The organism is Veillonella parvula, assembly GCF_018366295.1.
Lineage (GTDB): Bacteria > Bacillota > Negativicutes > Veillonellales > Veillonellaceae > Veillonella > Veillonella parvula_P.
This window is the reverse complement of record NZ_JAGZIJ010000013.1, coordinates 16496-29845: the sequence shown is the minus strand read 5'-3', so window position 1 is coordinate 29845 and position 13350 is coordinate 16496. Positions and strand designations below refer to the sequence as shown.

General features: G+C 41.7%; 28 protein-coding genes and 1 pseudogene. All 29 read left to right on the top strand.

The genetic code is table 11. The annotated features are described in order from the left end of the window. Positions 1 to 163, top strand: a pseudogene (tuf, locus tag KHY58_RS09755) (elongation factor Tu); the annotation flags it as partial. 180 nt (positions 164 to 343) lie between these two features. Beyond that, entirely contained in the window at positions 344 to 655 is a 312-nt protein-coding gene (gene rpsJ / locus KHY58_RS09750; protein WP_004695100.1) for a 30S ribosomal protein S10, read from the top strand. A gap of 12 nt (positions 656 to 667) precedes the next feature. Next, a complete protein-coding gene (gene rplC, locus KHY58_RS09745; RefSeq protein ID WP_004695102.1) occupies positions 668 to 1309 on the top strand; it encodes a 50S ribosomal protein L3 in 642 nt (213 codons plus the stop codon). A 26-nt stretch (positions 1310 to 1335) separates the two neighbouring features. Beyond that, on the top strand, positions 1336 to 1959 hold the full coding sequence (gene rplD / locus KHY58_RS09740; protein ID WP_004695105.1) for a 50S ribosomal protein L4: 624 nt from the start codon (positions 1336 to 1338) through the stop codon (positions 1957 to 1959). After that, positions 1959 to 2243 (top strand): 50S ribosomal protein L23, encoded by a 285-nt coding sequence (gene rplW / locus KHY58_RS09735; RefSeq protein ID WP_004695108.1) that lies wholly within the window; start codon positions 1959 to 1961, stop codon positions 2241 to 2243. The genes rplD and rplW overlap by 1 nt, the downstream gene beginning before the upstream one ends. 26 nt (positions 2244 to 2269) lie before the next feature. Continuing rightward, positions 2270 to 3100, top strand: a complete 831-nt coding sequence (rplB, locus tag KHY58_RS09730; RefSeq protein ID WP_004695109.1) for a 50S ribosomal protein L2 — start codon at positions 2270 to 2272, stop codon at positions 3098 to 3100. A gap of 23 nt (positions 3101 to 3123) precedes the next feature. Continuing rightward, entirely contained in the window at positions 3124 to 3405 is a 282-nt protein-coding gene (gene rpsS, locus KHY58_RS09725; protein ID WP_004695110.1) for a 30S ribosomal protein S19, read from the top strand. Between the two features lie 13 nt (positions 3406 to 3418). Further along, positions 3419 to 3754, top strand: a complete 336-nt coding sequence (rplV, locus tag KHY58_RS09720; protein WP_004695112.1) for a 50S ribosomal protein L22 — start codon at positions 3419 to 3421, stop codon at positions 3752 to 3754. Positions 3755 to 3770: 16 nt separating this feature from the next. Further along, positions 3771 to 4439 carry a 30S ribosomal protein S3 gene (rpsC, locus tag KHY58_RS09715; protein WP_004695113.1) on the top strand — a complete coding sequence of 223 codons (669 nt, stop codon included), beginning with the start codon at positions 3771 to 3773 and terminating at the stop codon, positions 4437 to 4439. Then, complete coding sequence (rplP, locus tag KHY58_RS09710) at positions 4439 to 4876, top strand: 50S ribosomal protein L16 (protein ID WP_004695114.1); 438 nt, start codon at positions 4439 to 4441, stop codon at positions 4874 to 4876. The genes rpsC and rplP overlap by 1 nt, the downstream gene beginning before the upstream one ends. Continuing rightward, positions 4866 to 5069 carry a 50S ribosomal protein L29 gene (gene rpmC / locus KHY58_RS09705; protein ID WP_004695115.1) on the top strand — a complete coding sequence of 68 codons (204 nt, stop codon included), beginning with the start codon at positions 4866 to 4868 and terminating at the stop codon, positions 5067 to 5069. Before rplP ends, rpmC begins: the two co-directional genes overlap by 11 nt. A gap of 39 nt (positions 5070 to 5108) precedes the next feature. Then, positions 5109 to 5369, top strand: a complete 261-nt coding sequence (gene rpsQ / locus KHY58_RS09700; protein ID WP_004695116.1) for a 30S ribosomal protein S17 — start codon at positions 5109 to 5111, stop codon at positions 5367 to 5369. Positions 5370 to 5393: 24 nt separating this feature from the next. Continuing rightward, positions 5394 to 5762 (top strand): 50S ribosomal protein L14, encoded by a 369-nt coding sequence (gene rplN, locus KHY58_RS09695; RefSeq protein WP_004695117.1) that lies wholly within the window; start codon positions 5394 to 5396, stop codon positions 5760 to 5762. An 18-nt stretch (positions 5763 to 5780) separates the two neighbouring features. Then, a complete protein-coding gene (gene rplX, locus KHY58_RS09690; RefSeq protein ID WP_004695118.1) occupies positions 5781 to 6101 on the top strand; it encodes a 50S ribosomal protein L24 in 321 nt (106 codons plus the stop codon). A 23-nt stretch (positions 6102 to 6124) separates the two neighbouring features. Continuing rightward, positions 6125 to 6664 carry a 50S ribosomal protein L5 gene (gene rplE, locus KHY58_RS09685; RefSeq protein WP_004695119.1) on the top strand — a complete coding sequence of 180 codons (540 nt, stop codon included), beginning with the start codon at positions 6125 to 6127 and terminating at the stop codon, positions 6662 to 6664. 16 nt (positions 6665 to 6680) lie between these two features. Beyond that, entirely contained in the window at positions 6681 to 6950 is a 270-nt protein-coding gene (gene rpsN / locus KHY58_RS09680; RefSeq protein ID WP_004695122.1) for a 30S ribosomal protein S14, read from the top strand. Between the two features lie 27 nt (positions 6951 to 6977). After that, a complete protein-coding gene (gene rpsH / locus KHY58_RS09675; RefSeq protein ID WP_004695128.1) occupies positions 6978 to 7364 on the top strand; it encodes a 30S ribosomal protein S8 in 387 nt (128 codons plus the stop codon). A gap of 24 nt (positions 7365 to 7388) precedes the next feature. Then, positions 7389 to 7934: a 50S ribosomal protein L6 gene (gene rplF / locus KHY58_RS09670; protein ID WP_004695131.1), complete on the top strand. Its 546-nt coding sequence runs from the start codon at positions 7389 to 7391 to the stop codon at positions 7932 to 7934. Positions 7935 to 7951: 17 nt separating this feature from the next. Further along, positions 7952 to 8332, top strand: coding sequence for a 50S ribosomal protein L18 (gene rplR, locus KHY58_RS09665; protein WP_005385510.1), 381 nt, complete (start codon positions 7952 to 7954; stop codon positions 8330 to 8332). Positions 8333 to 8350: 18 nt separating this feature from the next. After that, positions 8351 to 8854 (top strand): 30S ribosomal protein S5, encoded by a 504-nt coding sequence (gene rpsE / locus KHY58_RS09660; RefSeq protein WP_004695136.1) that lies wholly within the window; start codon positions 8351 to 8353, stop codon positions 8852 to 8854. A gap of 14 nt (positions 8855 to 8868) precedes the next feature. After that, positions 8869 to 9048, top strand: a complete 180-nt coding sequence (gene rpmD / locus KHY58_RS09655; protein ID WP_004695138.1) for a 50S ribosomal protein L30 — start codon at positions 8869 to 8871, stop codon at positions 9046 to 9048. A gap of 22 nt (positions 9049 to 9070) precedes the next feature. Then, positions 9071 to 9517 (top strand): 50S ribosomal protein L15, encoded by a 447-nt coding sequence (rplO, locus tag KHY58_RS09650; protein WP_004695141.1) that lies wholly within the window; start codon positions 9071 to 9073, stop codon positions 9515 to 9517. Position 9518: 1 nt separating this feature from the next. Continuing rightward, on the top strand, positions 9519 to 10781 hold the full coding sequence (secY, locus tag KHY58_RS09645) for a preprotein translocase subunit SecY (RefSeq protein WP_004695143.1): 1263 nt from the start codon (positions 9519 to 9521) through the stop codon (positions 10779 to 10781). Positions 10782 to 10793: 12 nt separating this feature from the next. After that, a complete protein-coding gene (locus KHY58_RS09640; protein WP_004695145.1) occupies positions 10794 to 11357 on the top strand; it encodes an adenylate kinase in 564 nt (187 codons plus the stop codon). Positions 11358 to 11360: 3 nt separating this feature from the next. Further along, the gene (map, locus tag KHY58_RS09635; protein WP_004695146.1) at positions 11361 to 12131 is read left to right on the top strand and encodes a type I methionyl aminopeptidase; all 771 of its coding nucleotides are present in this window, start codon (positions 11361 to 11363) and stop codon (positions 12129 to 12131) included. A gap of 22 nt (positions 12132 to 12153) precedes the next feature. Beyond that, a complete protein-coding gene (gene infA, locus KHY58_RS09630) occupies positions 12154 to 12372 on the top strand; it encodes a translation initiation factor IF-1 (protein ID WP_004695147.1) in 219 nt (72 codons plus the stop codon). Between the two features lie 26 nt (positions 12373 to 12398). After that, on the top strand, positions 12399 to 12512 hold the full coding sequence (gene rpmJ, locus KHY58_RS09625; protein ID WP_004695148.1) for a 50S ribosomal protein L36: 114 nt from the start codon (positions 12399 to 12401) through the stop codon (positions 12510 to 12512). A 23-nt stretch (positions 12513 to 12535) separates the two neighbouring features. Continuing rightward, positions 12536 to 12904, top strand: coding sequence for a 30S ribosomal protein S13 (gene rpsM, locus KHY58_RS09620; protein ID WP_004695149.1), 369 nt, complete (start codon positions 12536 to 12538; stop codon positions 12902 to 12904). Between the two features lie 19 nt (positions 12905 to 12923). Further along, entirely contained in the window at positions 12924 to 13313 is a 390-nt protein-coding gene (gene rpsK / locus KHY58_RS09615) for a 30S ribosomal protein S11 (protein ID WP_004695151.1), read from the top strand. Positions 13314 to 13350 lie beyond the last annotated feature (37 nt).

Genomic DNA, 13350 nt, shown 5'->3' with positions numbered 1-13350 from the left:
TGTAAACCTTCCTGAAGGTGTAGAAATGTGTATGCCTGGCGATAACGTAACAATGGAAATCGAATTGATTACTCCAATCGCTATCGAAGAAGGTCTTCGCTTCGCGATCCGCGAAGGTGGCCATACAGTAGGCGCTGGCGTAGTAACAGAAATCGAAGGTTAATTTAACCTTTTATGCTCATCGTAGAATGCGTTGAGCACAATACATGCAGCACTCAGAGCGGCAGATAATGCCGCTCTCGTGTTGTGTTTTTAAACTATGAAGTAGAAGGTTGCCTCTGCGGAGGAGAATTTCTATGGAGCAGCCCATTCACGAAATGGACGACAGGAGGAATTATTAATAATGGCTAAACAGCAAAAAATCCGTATTCGCCTTAAGGCATACGACCACAAAGCTCTCGATCAAAGCGCTGCTAAGATCGTAGACACTGCAAAAAGAAATGGCGCTATGGTATCTGGTCCGATTCCATTGCCAACAGAAAAGAATATCTTCACAATTCTTCGTTCTGTACACGTAAACAAAGATTCTCGTGAACAATTCGAAATGCGTACACATAAACGCTTAATCGATATTCTTGAACCAAATTCGAAAACAGTAGATGCTATCACTCGTTTAGATTTACCAGCTGGTGTATCTATTGAAATAAAACTATAAGGAGGTGCGATAATGTCTAAAGCTATTTTGGGTAAAAAATTAGGAATGACACAAGTCTTCACAGCTGAAGGCCAATTAGTTCCTGTAACAGTAGTGGAAACTACCCCAAGCGTTGTAGTGCGCGTAAAGACTGTAGAAACAGACGGCTACGAAGCAGTACAAATTGGTTACGGTTCCATTAAAGAAAAACATTTAACAAAACCTGTAAAAGGTCAGTTCGACAAAGCTGGCGTAGCTCCAGTGAAATATCTTCGCGAAGTTCGCGTAGCTAATGCAGCTGACTACACAGTAGGCCAAACTCTGGCAGCTGATATCTTCGCAGAAGGTGAATTGGTGGACGTAGTGGGTACAGGTAAAGGTAAGGGTTTTGCTGGCACAATTAAACGCCATAACTTCTCCCGTGGTCCTGAAACTCATGGTTCTAAATCTCACCGTGAACCTGGTTCCATCGGTCCTATGATCTCCGGTGGCGGCGGTAAGGTATACAAAGGTAAAAAACTCCCTGGACAAATGGGTGGTTACAGAGTTACCGTACAACGCTTATCCGTTGTGAAAGTTGATGCTGAACGTAACCTTTTATTGGTTAAAGGTGGTATCCCAGGCGCTAAAGGTAGCTTGGTTATGGTTCGCAACACGGTTAAACCTGTTAAATAATCATTTGTCGAAAGGAGGATTATGTAATGCCTACAGTAGCAACATATAATCAATCCGGCGTTAAAGTCGGTGAAATACAGTTAAACGATGCAGTATTCGGCGTTGAAGTTAACGAAGCCGTAATGCATCAAGCCGTAGTTCGTCAATTGTCTAACGAACGTCTCGGCACACATGCAACAAAAACTAGAGGTATGGTTCGTGGCGGTGGCCGCAAACCTTGGAAACAAAAAGGTACTGGCCGTGCTCGTGCAGGCTCCAGCCGTTCCCCAATCTGGATCGGTGGTGGTACTACATTTGGTCCACAACCTCGCAGCTATTACAAAGCTATGCCTCGTAAGGCTAGACGTTTAGCAGTTAAATCTGCTCTTAGCGATAAAGTGAATAATAGCGAATTATACGTTTTGGAAGAAATCACATTAGCAGCTCCTAAAACAAAAGAAGTGTTGAACATTATTAACAGCTTCAACGTTGGTGATGCAAAAGTATTGTTCATCACTGAAGGTGATGTAAATGTTGAACGTTCCGCTCGTAATATCCAAGGTGTTAAAGCTTTGGCTTGCGAAGGTATGAACATTTTCGATCTTCTTCATTACGATAAGCTCTTCATTACTAAAGGCGCTGTCGCAAAAATCGAGGAGGTGCTCGGATAATGCAATTACATGATGTACTAATCCGCCCGGTTATTACCGAAAAATCCACTATGCTTATGGAAGAAGGCAAATACACTTTCCGTGTGCCTTTGACTGCAAATAAAGTGCAAATCCGTCAAGCAGTTGAAAAAATCTTCAATGTAAAAGTAGAAAAAGTAGCTACTATTCGTGTTTTAGGTAAGACTAAACGCATGGGTCGTACACAAGGTAAACGTAGCGATTATAAAAAAGCTATCGTAACCTTAAAAGCTGGCGAATCCATTGAATTCTTTGAAGGTGTCTAAGAGTCTAGTTGTAAGGAGGCCCACTAATGGCAATTAAATCATTTAAACCGTACTCCGCTGGTCGCCGGTTTATGACAGTATCCGCCTTCGACGAAATCACAGCAAGCAAACCAGAAAAATCCTTGCTCGCTAAGATTTCTCAAAAAGGTGGTCGTAACAATACTGGTAAAATGACAGTTCGTCACCAAGGTGGCGGTCACAAACGTCAATACCGTATTATTGACTTCAAACGTACTAAAGATAATATTCCAGCTAAAGTAGCAACAATTGAGTATGATCCTAACCGTTCTTCTCGTATCGCTTTGCTTAACTACGCTGATGGTGAAAAACGCTACATTTTAGCTCCTAACGGTCTAAAAGTTGGTGACGTTGTATTCTCCGGTCCTGAGTCTGATATTAAACCTGGTAACTGTTTACCATTGGCTAATATTCCAGACGGTACACAAATCCACAATATCGAATTGAAAATCGGTAAAGGTGGTCAAATCGTTCGTTCCGCTGGTACATCTGCTCAATTGATGGGTAAAGATAATGGCTACGCTATTCTTCGTTTACCATCTGGTGAAATGCGTCGTGTTCGTCAAGAGTGCCGTGCAACAATTGGTGTTGTTGGTAACGCTGACCACAGTAACCTTGTAATCGGTAAAGCTGGTCGTCATCGTTGGATGGGTGTTCGCCCTGGCAACCGTGGTGTTGTAATGAACCCTTGTGACCATCCACATGGTGGTGGTGAAGGTAAATCTCCTGTTGGTCGTAAACATCCTGTTACACCTTGGGGCAAACCAGCACATGGTGTTAAAACTCGCGACAAGAAAAAAGCTTCTAACAGCTTAATCATTAAACGTCGTACAAAATAGGATAAAGGAAAGGAGATAAAATAGTGTCCAGATCTATTAAAAAAGGCCCTTTCGTAGCAGATCATTTGCTTAAGAAAGTTGAAGCTTTAAACGAAACTAACGAAAAGAAAGTTGTAAAAACCTGGTCCCGTGCCTCTACTATTATCCCAAGTTTTGTAGGCCACACAATTGCTGTGCATGATGGTCGCAAACATGTACCTGTATTCATTACAGAAGATATGGTAGGTCATAAATTAGGTGAGTTCGCTCCTACACGTACTTATAGAGGTCATGGTAAGGACGAAAAATCTACAGGCAAAAAATAGGAGGAAATAATACATGGAAGCAAAAGCAATCGCTAGACATATCCGAATCGCGCCTCGTAAAATCCGTATCGTTGCAGATTTAGTGCGCGGTAAAAACATCGGCGAAGCATTTGCCATCTTGAAGTTCACTCCGAAAGTTGGCGCTGATGTAGTAGAAAAAGTTATGCGTTCTGCAATCGCAAACGCTGAACATAATTTCGATATGAATGTTGACAATCTTTACGTATCCGAGATCTTCGTTGATCAAGGCCCTACATTAAAACGCATTCATCCTCGTTCCCGTGGTCAAGCTTTCAAAATTTTGAAACGTACTAGCCACGTAACAGTAGTAGTTAAAGAAAGAGCTTAAGAAGGAGGGAAACAGAGTGGGTCAAAAAGTTAATCCACACGGTTTGCGTGTCGGTATCGTAAAAGATTGGGACGCAAAATGGTATGCAGATAAAGATTTCGCTGCTAATCTTCATGAAGACGTAAAAATTCGTAACTTCTTGAAAGAAACCCTTTTCATTGCTGGTATTTCCCGCATTGAAATCGAGCGTACAAATAAACGTATTAAATTGACTATCCACACTGCGAAACCAGGTATGGTTATCGGTCGTGGTGGTGCTGGTATCGAAGATATCAAAAAAGCAATGACTCGTTTCACTGATAAACAAGTGGACGTTAACATTGCAGAAATTAAACAAGCAGACATGGATGCAACATTAGTTGCTGAAAACATTGCGGGCCAATTGGAACGTCGTATCGGCTTCCGCCGTGCAATGAAACAAGCTGTAGGTCGTACAATGCGCTTAGGTGCAAAAGGTATTAAAATCATGGTAAGCGGTCGTCTTGGCGGTGCTGAAATCGCTCGTAGCGAATCCTATCGTGAAGGTTCTATTCCTTTGCATACACTTCGTGCAGACATCGACTACGGTACTGCTGAAGCTCATACAACATATGGTTGTATCGGCATTAAAGTATGGATTTACAAAGGTGAAGTTTTGCCAGAAGCAAAACAAGCACCTGCTAAGAAGGAAGAAGGTGGCAAGTAATGCTTATTCCAAAGCGCGTAAAACATCGTAAGCAATTCCGCGGCCGTATGAAAGGTCGTGCTATGCGCGGTAATACAGTGTCTCATGGTGAGTTCGGCTTGGTAGCATGCGAACCATCTTGGATCACTAACCGTCAAATCGAAGCTGCCCGTATTGCTATGACTCGTTATATCAAACGTGGTGGTAAAGTATGGATTAAAATTTTCCCTGACAAACCAATCACAGCTAAACCAGCTGGTACTCGTATGGGTTCCGGTAAAGGTTCTCCTGAATACTGGGTAGCAGTGGTTAAACCAGGTCGTGTAATGTTTGAAATGGACGGTGTGCCAGAAGCTACAGCTCGTGAAGCTATGCGTCTTGCAAGCCATAAACTTCCAATCAAATGCAAATTTGTTGTTAAGGGTAAAGAATTGGGTGGTGACGTAAATGAAGGTTAATGACATTCGCAATATGAGCGCTGCCGAAATGGAACAAAAAGTTTCCGGTCTTAAGGAAGAGTTATTTAACCTCCGTTTTCAGCTTGCAACAGGTCAATTAGAAAATCCTATGCGCATTCGTGAAGTTAAGAAGACAATCGCTCGTATTAAAACTGTACAACGTGAAGTTGAACTTAAATCTGAAAACGCATAATAACAGATTTGTTAAAGTTTGAAAAGGAGGCTTAAAATCGTGGCAGAAGAAAGAAACGTACGTAAAGTCCGCGTAGGTAAAGTTGTTAGCGACAAAATGGACAAAACTGTTGTTGTTGCTGTTGAACGTAAAGTACCTCACGCATTATATAACAAGCCAATGGTTAGCACAAAACGCTTCAAAGCTCATGATGAAAATAATGAGTGTCAAATTGGCGATACAGTTAAAATTGTAGAAACTCGTCCACTTTCTAAAGATAAATGTTGGAGAGTTGTTGAAATTCTTGAAAGACAAAAATAAGAGTGATGTAAGGAGGAATAGACGATGATCCAGCAACAAACAATTTTGAATGTTGCCGACAACACTGGTGCTAAACGTATTATGTGCATCCAAGTCATGGGCGGTTCTTATCGCAAATTCGGCAATATCGGTGACGTAATCGTTGCTTCTGTAAAAGATGCATCACCCGGTGGCGTTGTCAAGAAAGGCGACGTAGTTAAAGCTGTTATTGTTCGTTCTAAAAAAGGTATCCGCCGTCAAGACGGTTCCTATATTCGTTTCGATGAAAACGCAGCAGTAGTTATTAAAGATGACAAGACCCCTCGTGGTACTCGTATCTTTGGACCTGTAGCTAGAGAACTTCGTGAAAAAGATTTCATGAAAATCGTTTCTTTGGCTCCAGAAGTATTATAAGAAGGAGGAACGCAGCATATGGCTAAGCTACAAATCAAAAAAGGCGATACAGTTGTTGTTATCTCCGGTAAAGATAAAGGTAAGCAAGGTACAGTTATCGCAACTGAACCTAAAAAAGAACGCGTATTTGTTGAAGGCGTTAACACTGTAAAACGTCACACAAAACCTTCCCAAGCTAACCCACAAGGCGGCATCGTTACTAAAGAAGCTGGCATTCATGTTTCTAACGTAATGGTTGTTGACCCAGAAACTAAAACAGCTACTCGTATCAAAAAGGTAGAAGGCAAGGACGGTAAATTCGTTCGCGCTACTGTTAAATCCGGTACAGTACTTAAATAATCAGGAAAGGAGGAGCTACATAAATGTCTCGTTTGTTTGAACAATACAACTCTGAAATCAAAAAGAGTATGCAAGAAAAATTCCAATACGGCAATGTAATGGAAATTCCTAAATTGGAAAAAATCGTTATCAACATCGGCGTAGGTGATGCAGTGGGCAATGCAAAAGCATTGGAAGCAGCAGTTAATGATTTGACTATCATTGCTGGTCAAAAACCTGTCATCACAAAAGCTAAAAAATCCATTGCGAACTTCAAAGTTCGTGAAGGCATGGCGTTGGGTACAAAAGTTACTCTTCGTGGCGAACGCATGTATGAATTCCTTGATAGATTGATCAATGCGGCATTACCTCGTGTACGTGACTTCCGCGGTATCAGCGCTACTGCATTCGATGGCCGTGGTAACTACGCTTTGGGTCTTAAAGAACAGCTCATCTTCCCTGAAATCGAATATGATCAGGTAGAACGTGTTACTGGTATGGACATCATTATCGTAACAAGTGCTAAGACAGATGAAGAAGCTCGTGAATTGTTGACTCAATTCGGTATGCCTTTTGAAAAATAATAGGAGGAACATATAGATGGCTAAAAAATCTATGATTGAACGCGAAAAGAAACGCGCTAAAATCGTTGAAAAATATGCAGCTAAACGTGAAGCGTTAAAAGCAGCAGGTGATTATGAAGGCTTATCCAAATTACCAGCAAATGCATCCCCAACACGCTTGCACAACCGTTGCAACTTAACTGGTCGTCCTCACGGCTATATGCGTAAATTCGGTATCAGCCGTATTGCGTTCCGTGAATTGGCGTACAAAGGACAAATTCCTGGTGTTAAAAAAGCCAGCTGGTAATATTAGACGAGAGGAGGTTTTTAGATTATGGTAATGACCGATCCTATCGCGGATATGCTTACGCGCATCCGTAATGCAAACGCTGCACTTCATGAAACGGTAAACATTCCTGCATCTAGAATGAAAGCAGCCGTTCTTGACATCCTTTTACAAGAAGGCTTTGTAAAGAACGTTGAAAAAGAAGAAAACACTTTAAAAGTAACTTTGAAATATGGTTCCAATAACGAGAAAGTTATTACAGGAATTAAACGTATTTCCAAACCAGGTTTACGTGTTTACGCGAAAAAGGAAGAACTTCCTCGTGTACTTGGTGGTTTGGGTATCGCAGTTATTTCTACGTCCAAAGGCGTTATGAGCGACAAACAAGCTCGTAAAGAAGGTCTTGGTGGCGAAGTAATCGCATACGTTTGGTAATAGTAGCAATAGGAGGTAGAAATAATGTCACGTATCGGTAGAATGCCTATCGAGATCCCTGCAGGCGTTACTGTTACATATGATAACCATCATATGAACGTAAAAGGCCCTAAAGGTGAATTATCTCGCGATTTGCATCCAGATATGAATATCACTGTAGAAGGTAACACAATCACAGTAACTCGTCCTTCCGACGATAAAAATCATCGTTCCCTTCACGGTTTGACTCGCGCTCTTGTTGCTAATATGGTAACAGGCGTATCTGAAGGATTTACAAAAACTCTTGAAATCAACGGTGTTGGTTACAGAGCGGCTAAACAAGGCAATAAATTAGCTCTTACACTTGGCTTCTCTCATCCAGTAGAAATGGAAGCTCCAGCTGGTATTACAATCGACGTTCCAGCTCCTAACAAAATCGTTGTGTCTGGTGCAGACAAAGAAGTTGTAGGTGCAGTAGCAGCTGATATCCGTAAATGGAGAAAACCTGAACCTTACAAAGGTAAAGGTATCCGCTATGAAGGCGAAGTTGTTCGTCGCAAAGCTGGTAAAGCTGGTGCAAAAGGTAAATAGTAATATCATCTATATGAATGAAAGGAGTGAATATCTTGCCTCGTAAATCTAGTAGAAATATCGCTCGAGCAAAACGTCATCTTCGTATTCGCCGTCACATCTCTGGTACGGCAACTTGCCCACGTTTGAACGTTTACCGTTCTTTGAGCAACATTTACGCACAAGTAATCGATGACGTAGCAGGTACAACTTTGGTTGCTGCTAGCTCTTTAGATAAAGATTTGAACTTATCCTATGGTGGTAACGTAGCTGCTGCTAAAGCTGTTGGTGAAGCAGTTGCTAAAAAAGCTATCGCTAAAGGCATTGACACTGTAGTGTTTGACCGTGGTGGTTACATTTACCACGGCCGCGTAGCAGCCCTTGCAGAAGGTGCTCGTGAAGCAGGCTTAAAATTCTAAGAAGGAGGAACTATAGACATGGCGAGAATTGACTACACCAGTCTTGATCTTAAAGAAAGAGTAGTATTCATCAACCGCGTAGCCAAAGTAGTTAAAGGCGGTCGTCGTTTTTCCTTCAGCGCTCTTGTAGTTGTTGGTGATGGCAACGGTTATGTAGGCGTTGGCTTAGGTAAAGCAGCGGAAGTACCAGAAGCAATTCGCAAAGGTATCGATGATGCTAAGAAAAATATTGTAAACGTAGCTATTAAAAATGGTACAATCCCTCACAGCGTAACAGGCGTATTCGGTGCAGGCCGCGTATTCTTGAAACCAGCTGCTGAAGGTACTGGCGTTATCGCTGGTGGCCCTGTTCGTGCCGTATTGGAATTAGTAGGTGTTCGTAACATCTTGACTAAATCTTTGGGCTCTTCTAACCCTAATAATATGGTTCGCGCTACAATCGAAGGTTTGAAAGATTTGAAACGCGCTAGCGAAGTTGCAGAGCTTCGTGGTAAAACCGTTGAAGAAATCTATAACGCGTAATAAGGAGACAAGAAATGGCACAAGTTAAAGTAACATTAACAAGAAGCTTAATCGGTCGTCCTGAAGATCAACGCGCGACAGTTAAAGCTTTGGGCTTGAAAAAAACTAATTCTCAAGTCGTAAAAGAAGTAACACCTCAAATCGAAGGTATGCTTCATAAAGTTAGACATTTAGTAAAAGTTGAAGAAGTTTAATACTGATAAGGAGGTGCACTGAATGAAACTTCATGAATTACAACCAGCAGCTGGTTCTAAAAAAACTCGTACTCGTGTAGGCCGTGGTTTAGGTTCTGGCTTGGGTAAAACATCTGGTCGTGGTCAAAAAGGTCAAAACTCCCGTTCTGGCGGTGGCGTTCGCTCCGGTTTTGAAGGCGGCCAAATGCCTCTTTATCGTCGTTTACCAAAACGCGGTTTCAACAACAGCGTTTTTGCTAAACAATATGCTGAAGTTAACGTAGCACAATTAAATCGCTTTGAAGATGGTGCAACAGTTGATCCAGTAGCTCTTATTGAAGCTGGCATTTTGAAAAATGTACGCGATGGTATTCGTATTTTAGGTAACGGTACATTGGAAACTAAAAACTTGACTGTTATCGCTAATGGCTTCACTAAAGCTGCTGAAGAAAAAATCACAGCAGCAGGCGGAAAAGTTGAGGTGATCTAGGGTGCTAGATAGCCTCTCGAACATCTTTAAGATTACTGAGTTACGTAACAAGATCTTGTACACATTGATGATGTTTGCTGTGTTTAGAGCCGGCATTCACATCCCAGTACCAGGTGTAGATGCATCTGTTATCGAATCCTTGTTTACATCCGGTAACCTATTTGGTCTATTAGACTTGTTTGCTGGTGGTGCGCTAAGTAAGTTCTCTATCTTTGCGATGAGTATTACCCCTTACATTAATGCTTCCATCATCATGCAACTGCTTCAGTCTGTAGTTCCTCAGTTTGAAGCATGGAGTAAAGATGGTGAAGACGGGCGTAAGAAAATAGCGAAGGTAACTCGTTATGGCACCGTAGTCCTTGGCTTTGTACAAGCCGCTGGTATGGCATTTGCTCTTAGAGCAAACAACGCTTTGGTAAATAATGATTTCCTTAGCGTATTCGTTGTGGCCATCATCCTCACAGCAGGCACATGTTTGTTGATGTGGATTGGTGAGCAAATCACAGCATATGGTATAGGTAATGGTATTTCCTTGATCATCTTTGCTGGTATCGTAGCTCGATTGCCAGATGGTCTCGAAACTATTTATCAATATATCCAAAACGGAACCATTAACATGTTCCAAGCATTCTTATTTGCTGTAATTGCACTTGCGATGATCGCTGTCGTAGTGGCAGTTACACAAGGCCAACGTCGCATTCCTATCCAATACGCAAAACGCGTAGTAGGGCGTAAAATGTACGGTGGTCACTCTACATTCTTGCCGTTGAAAGTCAATCAGGCAGGTGTAATCCCAATTATCTTTGCGTCATCTGTGTTGATGTTCCCTGTAACAATTGCACAATTTATTGACAATGAATTTGTTCATAAAGCTGCTGATTTATTTACATGGGGGACGCCGTTACAAACGGCATTGTATGCGATATTGATCTTTATCTTTACGTATTTCTATACTGCAATCTCTATCAACATTACAGATATGGCAGATAATATGAAAAAATACGGTGGTTTTATCCCAGGTATTCGTGCGGGTAAACCAACTGCTGATTATGTGGATAACGTGATGACCAAGATCACTTTGGCTGGCGCTGTATTCTTAGCTGTCGTTGCTATTATACCGAATTTCCTCGGTAGTATAACCGGCGTCCAAGGCGTATACTTTGGTGGTACGGCTCTTCTTATCGTTGTAGGTGTAGCACTTGATACAATGCAACAAATTGAGTCGCTCATGGTAACACGCCACTATAAAGGCTTTGTGAAATAGGAGGGAAACGATATGTATATTTTATTAATGGGACCTCCTGGTGCAGGTAAAGGCACTCAGGCAGCTCGACTTATTGAAAAATACGGTATTCCCCAAATTTCAACAGGTGATATGTTCCGCGCTGCGATTAAGAACGAAACACCTCTTGGAGTTGAGGCTAAGAAATACATCGATGCTGGTCAATTGGTACCAGACAGTGTAACTGTTGGTATCGTACGTGATCGCTTGGTGAAAGATGACTGCAAATCTGGATTTATTCTTGATGGATTTCCAAGAACTACAGCGCAAGCTGTATCCTTGGATGCAATCCTTAAAGAATTAGGAATTTCTTTGGACGCTGTACTTAACTTAAACGTTCCTTCCGAGGAATTGGTTAAACGTATTAGCGAACGAGCTGTTCTAGAAAATCGTGCTGATGATAACCCTGAAACAGTACAGAAACGTCTAGCTGTGTACGAAGAATCTACTAAACCGTTAATTGATTACTATCGCAATAGCGGATTATATCAAGAAATTAATGGTTTACAAGATGTAGACGCAGTATTTGCTGACATCATTAAGGCGTTGGAGAAATAATCTATGATTATTTTAAAATCGCCCCATGAGATTGAATGTATCCGCAAGGCAAGTAAGCTTACAGCAGACACGTTGTCCTTGTTAGTAAAAAAGGCTAAACCTGGCATCACGACGCTTGAGTTAGATACAATTGCCGAAGAATATATTCGCAGCCACGGTGGTATACCAAGTTGTAAAGGGTACTATGGATTCCCCGCTACAATCTGTGCTTCTATTAACGAAGAAGTCGTTCATGGTATTCCGAGCGCTAAGCGTAAGCTTAAAAACGGCGATGTCCTCAGTATTGATCTCGTATCATCTATTGATGGATATCACGGCGATTCGGCTGTGACGATTCCTATCGGTCACGTCAAACCCGATGTGATGAAATTGTTAAAAGTTACAGAGGAAAGTCTGTTCAAGGGAATTGAACAAGTGAAAGTCGGTAACCGTATTGGTGCTATCGGTCACGCTGTTCAAACGTATTGTGAGAAACATGGTTACGGTGTCGTACGCGACTTCGTAGGTCATGGTTTAGGCCGCGAAATGCATGAAGATCCGCAAATACCAAACTATGGTAGTCCTGATCAAGGACCTCTTATGAAACCAGGTATGGTATTGTGTATTGAACCGATGATTACATTAGGTACTCACCGTGTTCGTGTATTAGGGGATGACTGGACAGCAGTTACAGTAGATGGTAAACCTGCTGCTCATTTCGAACATACAGTGGTTGTTACAGAAAACGGCCCTGAAATATTAACTATGCGGGAAGAACCGCGGTTAATTAAATAAACAGGTAACCGGAGGAAAAGATATGTCAAAAGAAGACGTTATTGAGGTGGAAGGTACGGTCGTTGAGGCATTACCGAATGCCATGTTCCAAGTTGAATTGGAAAATGGTCATATCGTATTGGCTCATGTGTCAGGTAAAATGCGTATGAATTTTATCCGTATTCTTCCTGGTGATAAAGTTACTATGGAACTGACACCGTATGACTTAAATCGTGGTCGCATCACCTATCGCTTTAAATAAGCATAGGGTCCACAAAGGAGGTACTAATGAAGGTTCAACCATCAGTTAAAAAGATATGCGAAAAATGTAAAATCATTAAACGCAAAGGCCGTGTAATGGTTATTTGCGAAAATCCAAAACATAAACAAAAACAAGGATAATCTGATAGGAGGTGGATGATTAGATGGCACGTATCGCCGGTGTAGATTTACCTCGTGATAAACGAGTGGAAATTGGTTTAACTTATATTTATGGTATTGGTCCGACTTTAGCATCTGAAATTATTGCTAAAACTGGCATCAATCCTGACACACGCGTTCGCGATCTTTCTGAAGATGAAGTAGCGAAAATCCGTGAATTGTTAGATGCTGATTACAAAGTAGAAGGTGACCTTCGTCGTGAAGAAGCTCTTAACATTAAACGCTTAATTGAAATCAACTCCTATCGAGGCAAACGTCATCGTATGGGTTTACCACTTCGTGGTCAACGTACTAAAACGAATGCACGTACTCGCAAAGGTCCTAGAAAAGCAATTGCTGGTAAAAAGAAATAAGATAAAGGAGGGATAAAGCGTGGCTAAAAAAGTTGTTAGAACTAAAAGAAAAGAAAAGAAACATATTGAATCCGGTGCGGCTCATATTCGTTCTACATTCAATAACACTATCGTAACTTTGACAGATACAAACGGTAATGCGTTGTCTTGGGCTTCCGCTGGTGGCTTGGGCTTCCGTGGTTCTCGTAAATCCACTCCATTTGCTGCTCAAATGGCTGCTGAACAAGCTGCTAAAGCTGCAATGGAACATGGCCTTCGCACTGTTGAAGTATTCGTAAAAGGTCCTGGATCCGGCCGTGAAGCTGCAATCCGTGCTTTACAAGCTGCAGGTCTTGAAGTTACTTCCATTAAAGACGTAACTCCAATTCCTCACAATGGTTGTCGCCCTCCAAAACGCCGTCGTGTATAATTTATAGCGACCGATATGATACGGTGCTATAATTAAC

What these genes read in the sequence shown, in the direction of transcription:
- rplX (WP_004695118.1), top strand. Translation starts at nt 5,781, where the DNA reads ATGGCTAAGCTACAAATCAAAAAAGGCGATACAGTTGTTGTTATCTCC.
- rpsM (WP_004695149.1), top strand. Translation starts at nt 12,536, where the DNA reads ATGGCACGTATCGCCGGTGTAGATTTACCTCGTGATAAACGAGTGGAA.
- rplP (WP_004695114.1), top strand. Translation starts at nt 4,439, where the DNA reads ATGCTTATTCCAAAGCGCGTAAAACATCGTAAGCAATTCCGCGGCCGT.
- rpsE (WP_004695136.1), top strand. Translation starts at nt 8,351, where the DNA reads ATGGCGAGAATTGACTACACCAGTCTTGATCTTAAAGAAAGAGTAGTA.
- rplC (WP_004695102.1), top strand. Translation starts at nt 668, where the DNA reads ATGTCTAAAGCTATTTTGGGTAAAAAATTAGGAATGACACAAGTCTTC.
- rplR (WP_005385510.1), top strand. Translation starts at nt 7,952, where the DNA reads ATGAAAGGAGTGAATATCTTGCCTCGTAAATCTAGTAGAAATATCGCT.
- rpmC (WP_004695115.1), top strand. Translation starts at nt 4,866, where the DNA reads ATGAAGGTTAATGACATTCGCAATATGAGCGCTGCCGAAATGGAACAA.
- rpsJ (WP_004695100.1), top strand. Translation starts at nt 344, where the DNA reads ATGGCTAAACAGCAAAAAATCCGTATTCGCCTTAAGGCATACGACCAC.
- rpmJ (WP_004695148.1), top strand. Translation starts at nt 12,399, where the DNA reads ATGAAGGTTCAACCATCAGTTAAAAAGATATGCGAAAAATGTAAAATC.
- rplO (WP_004695141.1), top strand. Translation starts at nt 9,071, where the DNA reads ATGAAACTTCATGAATTACAACCAGCAGCTGGTTCTAAAAAAACTCGT.
- rplD (WP_004695105.1), top strand. Translation starts at nt 1,336, where the DNA reads ATGCCTACAGTAGCAACATATAATCAATCCGGCGTTAAAGTCGGTGAA.
- rplW (WP_004695108.1), top strand. Translation starts at nt 1,959, where the DNA reads ATGCAATTACATGATGTACTAATCCGCCCGGTTATTACCGAAAAATCC.
- rplF (WP_004695131.1), top strand. Translation starts at nt 7,389, where the DNA reads ATGTCACGTATCGGTAGAATGCCTATCGAGATCCCTGCAGGCGTTACT.
- rplN (WP_004695117.1), top strand. Translation starts at nt 5,394, where the DNA reads ATGATCCAGCAACAAACAATTTTGAATGTTGCCGACAACACTGGTGCT.
- KHY58_RS09640 (WP_004695145.1), top strand. Translation starts at nt 10,794, where the DNA reads ATGTATATTTTATTAATGGGACCTCCTGGTGCAGGTAAAGGCACTCAG.
- rplV (WP_004695112.1), top strand. Translation starts at nt 3,419, where the DNA reads ATGGAAGCAAAAGCAATCGCTAGACATATCCGAATCGCGCCTCGTAAA.
- rpsH (WP_004695128.1), top strand. Translation starts at nt 6,978, where the DNA reads ATGGTAATGACCGATCCTATCGCGGATATGCTTACGCGCATCCGTAAT.
- rplB (WP_004695109.1), top strand. Translation starts at nt 2,270, where the DNA reads ATGGCAATTAAATCATTTAAACCGTACTCCGCTGGTCGCCGGTTTATG.
- rpmD (WP_004695138.1), top strand. Translation starts at nt 8,869, where the DNA reads ATGGCACAAGTTAAAGTAACATTAACAAGAAGCTTAATCGGTCGTCCT.
- rpsN (WP_004695122.1), top strand. Translation starts at nt 6,681, where the DNA reads ATGGCTAAAAAATCTATGATTGAACGCGAAAAGAAACGCGCTAAAATC.
- map (WP_004695146.1), top strand. Translation starts at nt 11,361, where the DNA reads ATGATTATTTTAAAATCGCCCCATGAGATTGAATGTATCCGCAAGGCA.
- rplE (WP_004695119.1), top strand. Translation starts at nt 6,125, where the DNA reads ATGTCTCGTTTGTTTGAACAATACAACTCTGAAATCAAAAAGAGTATG.
- infA (WP_004695147.1), top strand. Translation starts at nt 12,154, where the DNA reads ATGTCAAAAGAAGACGTTATTGAGGTGGAAGGTACGGTCGTTGAGGCA.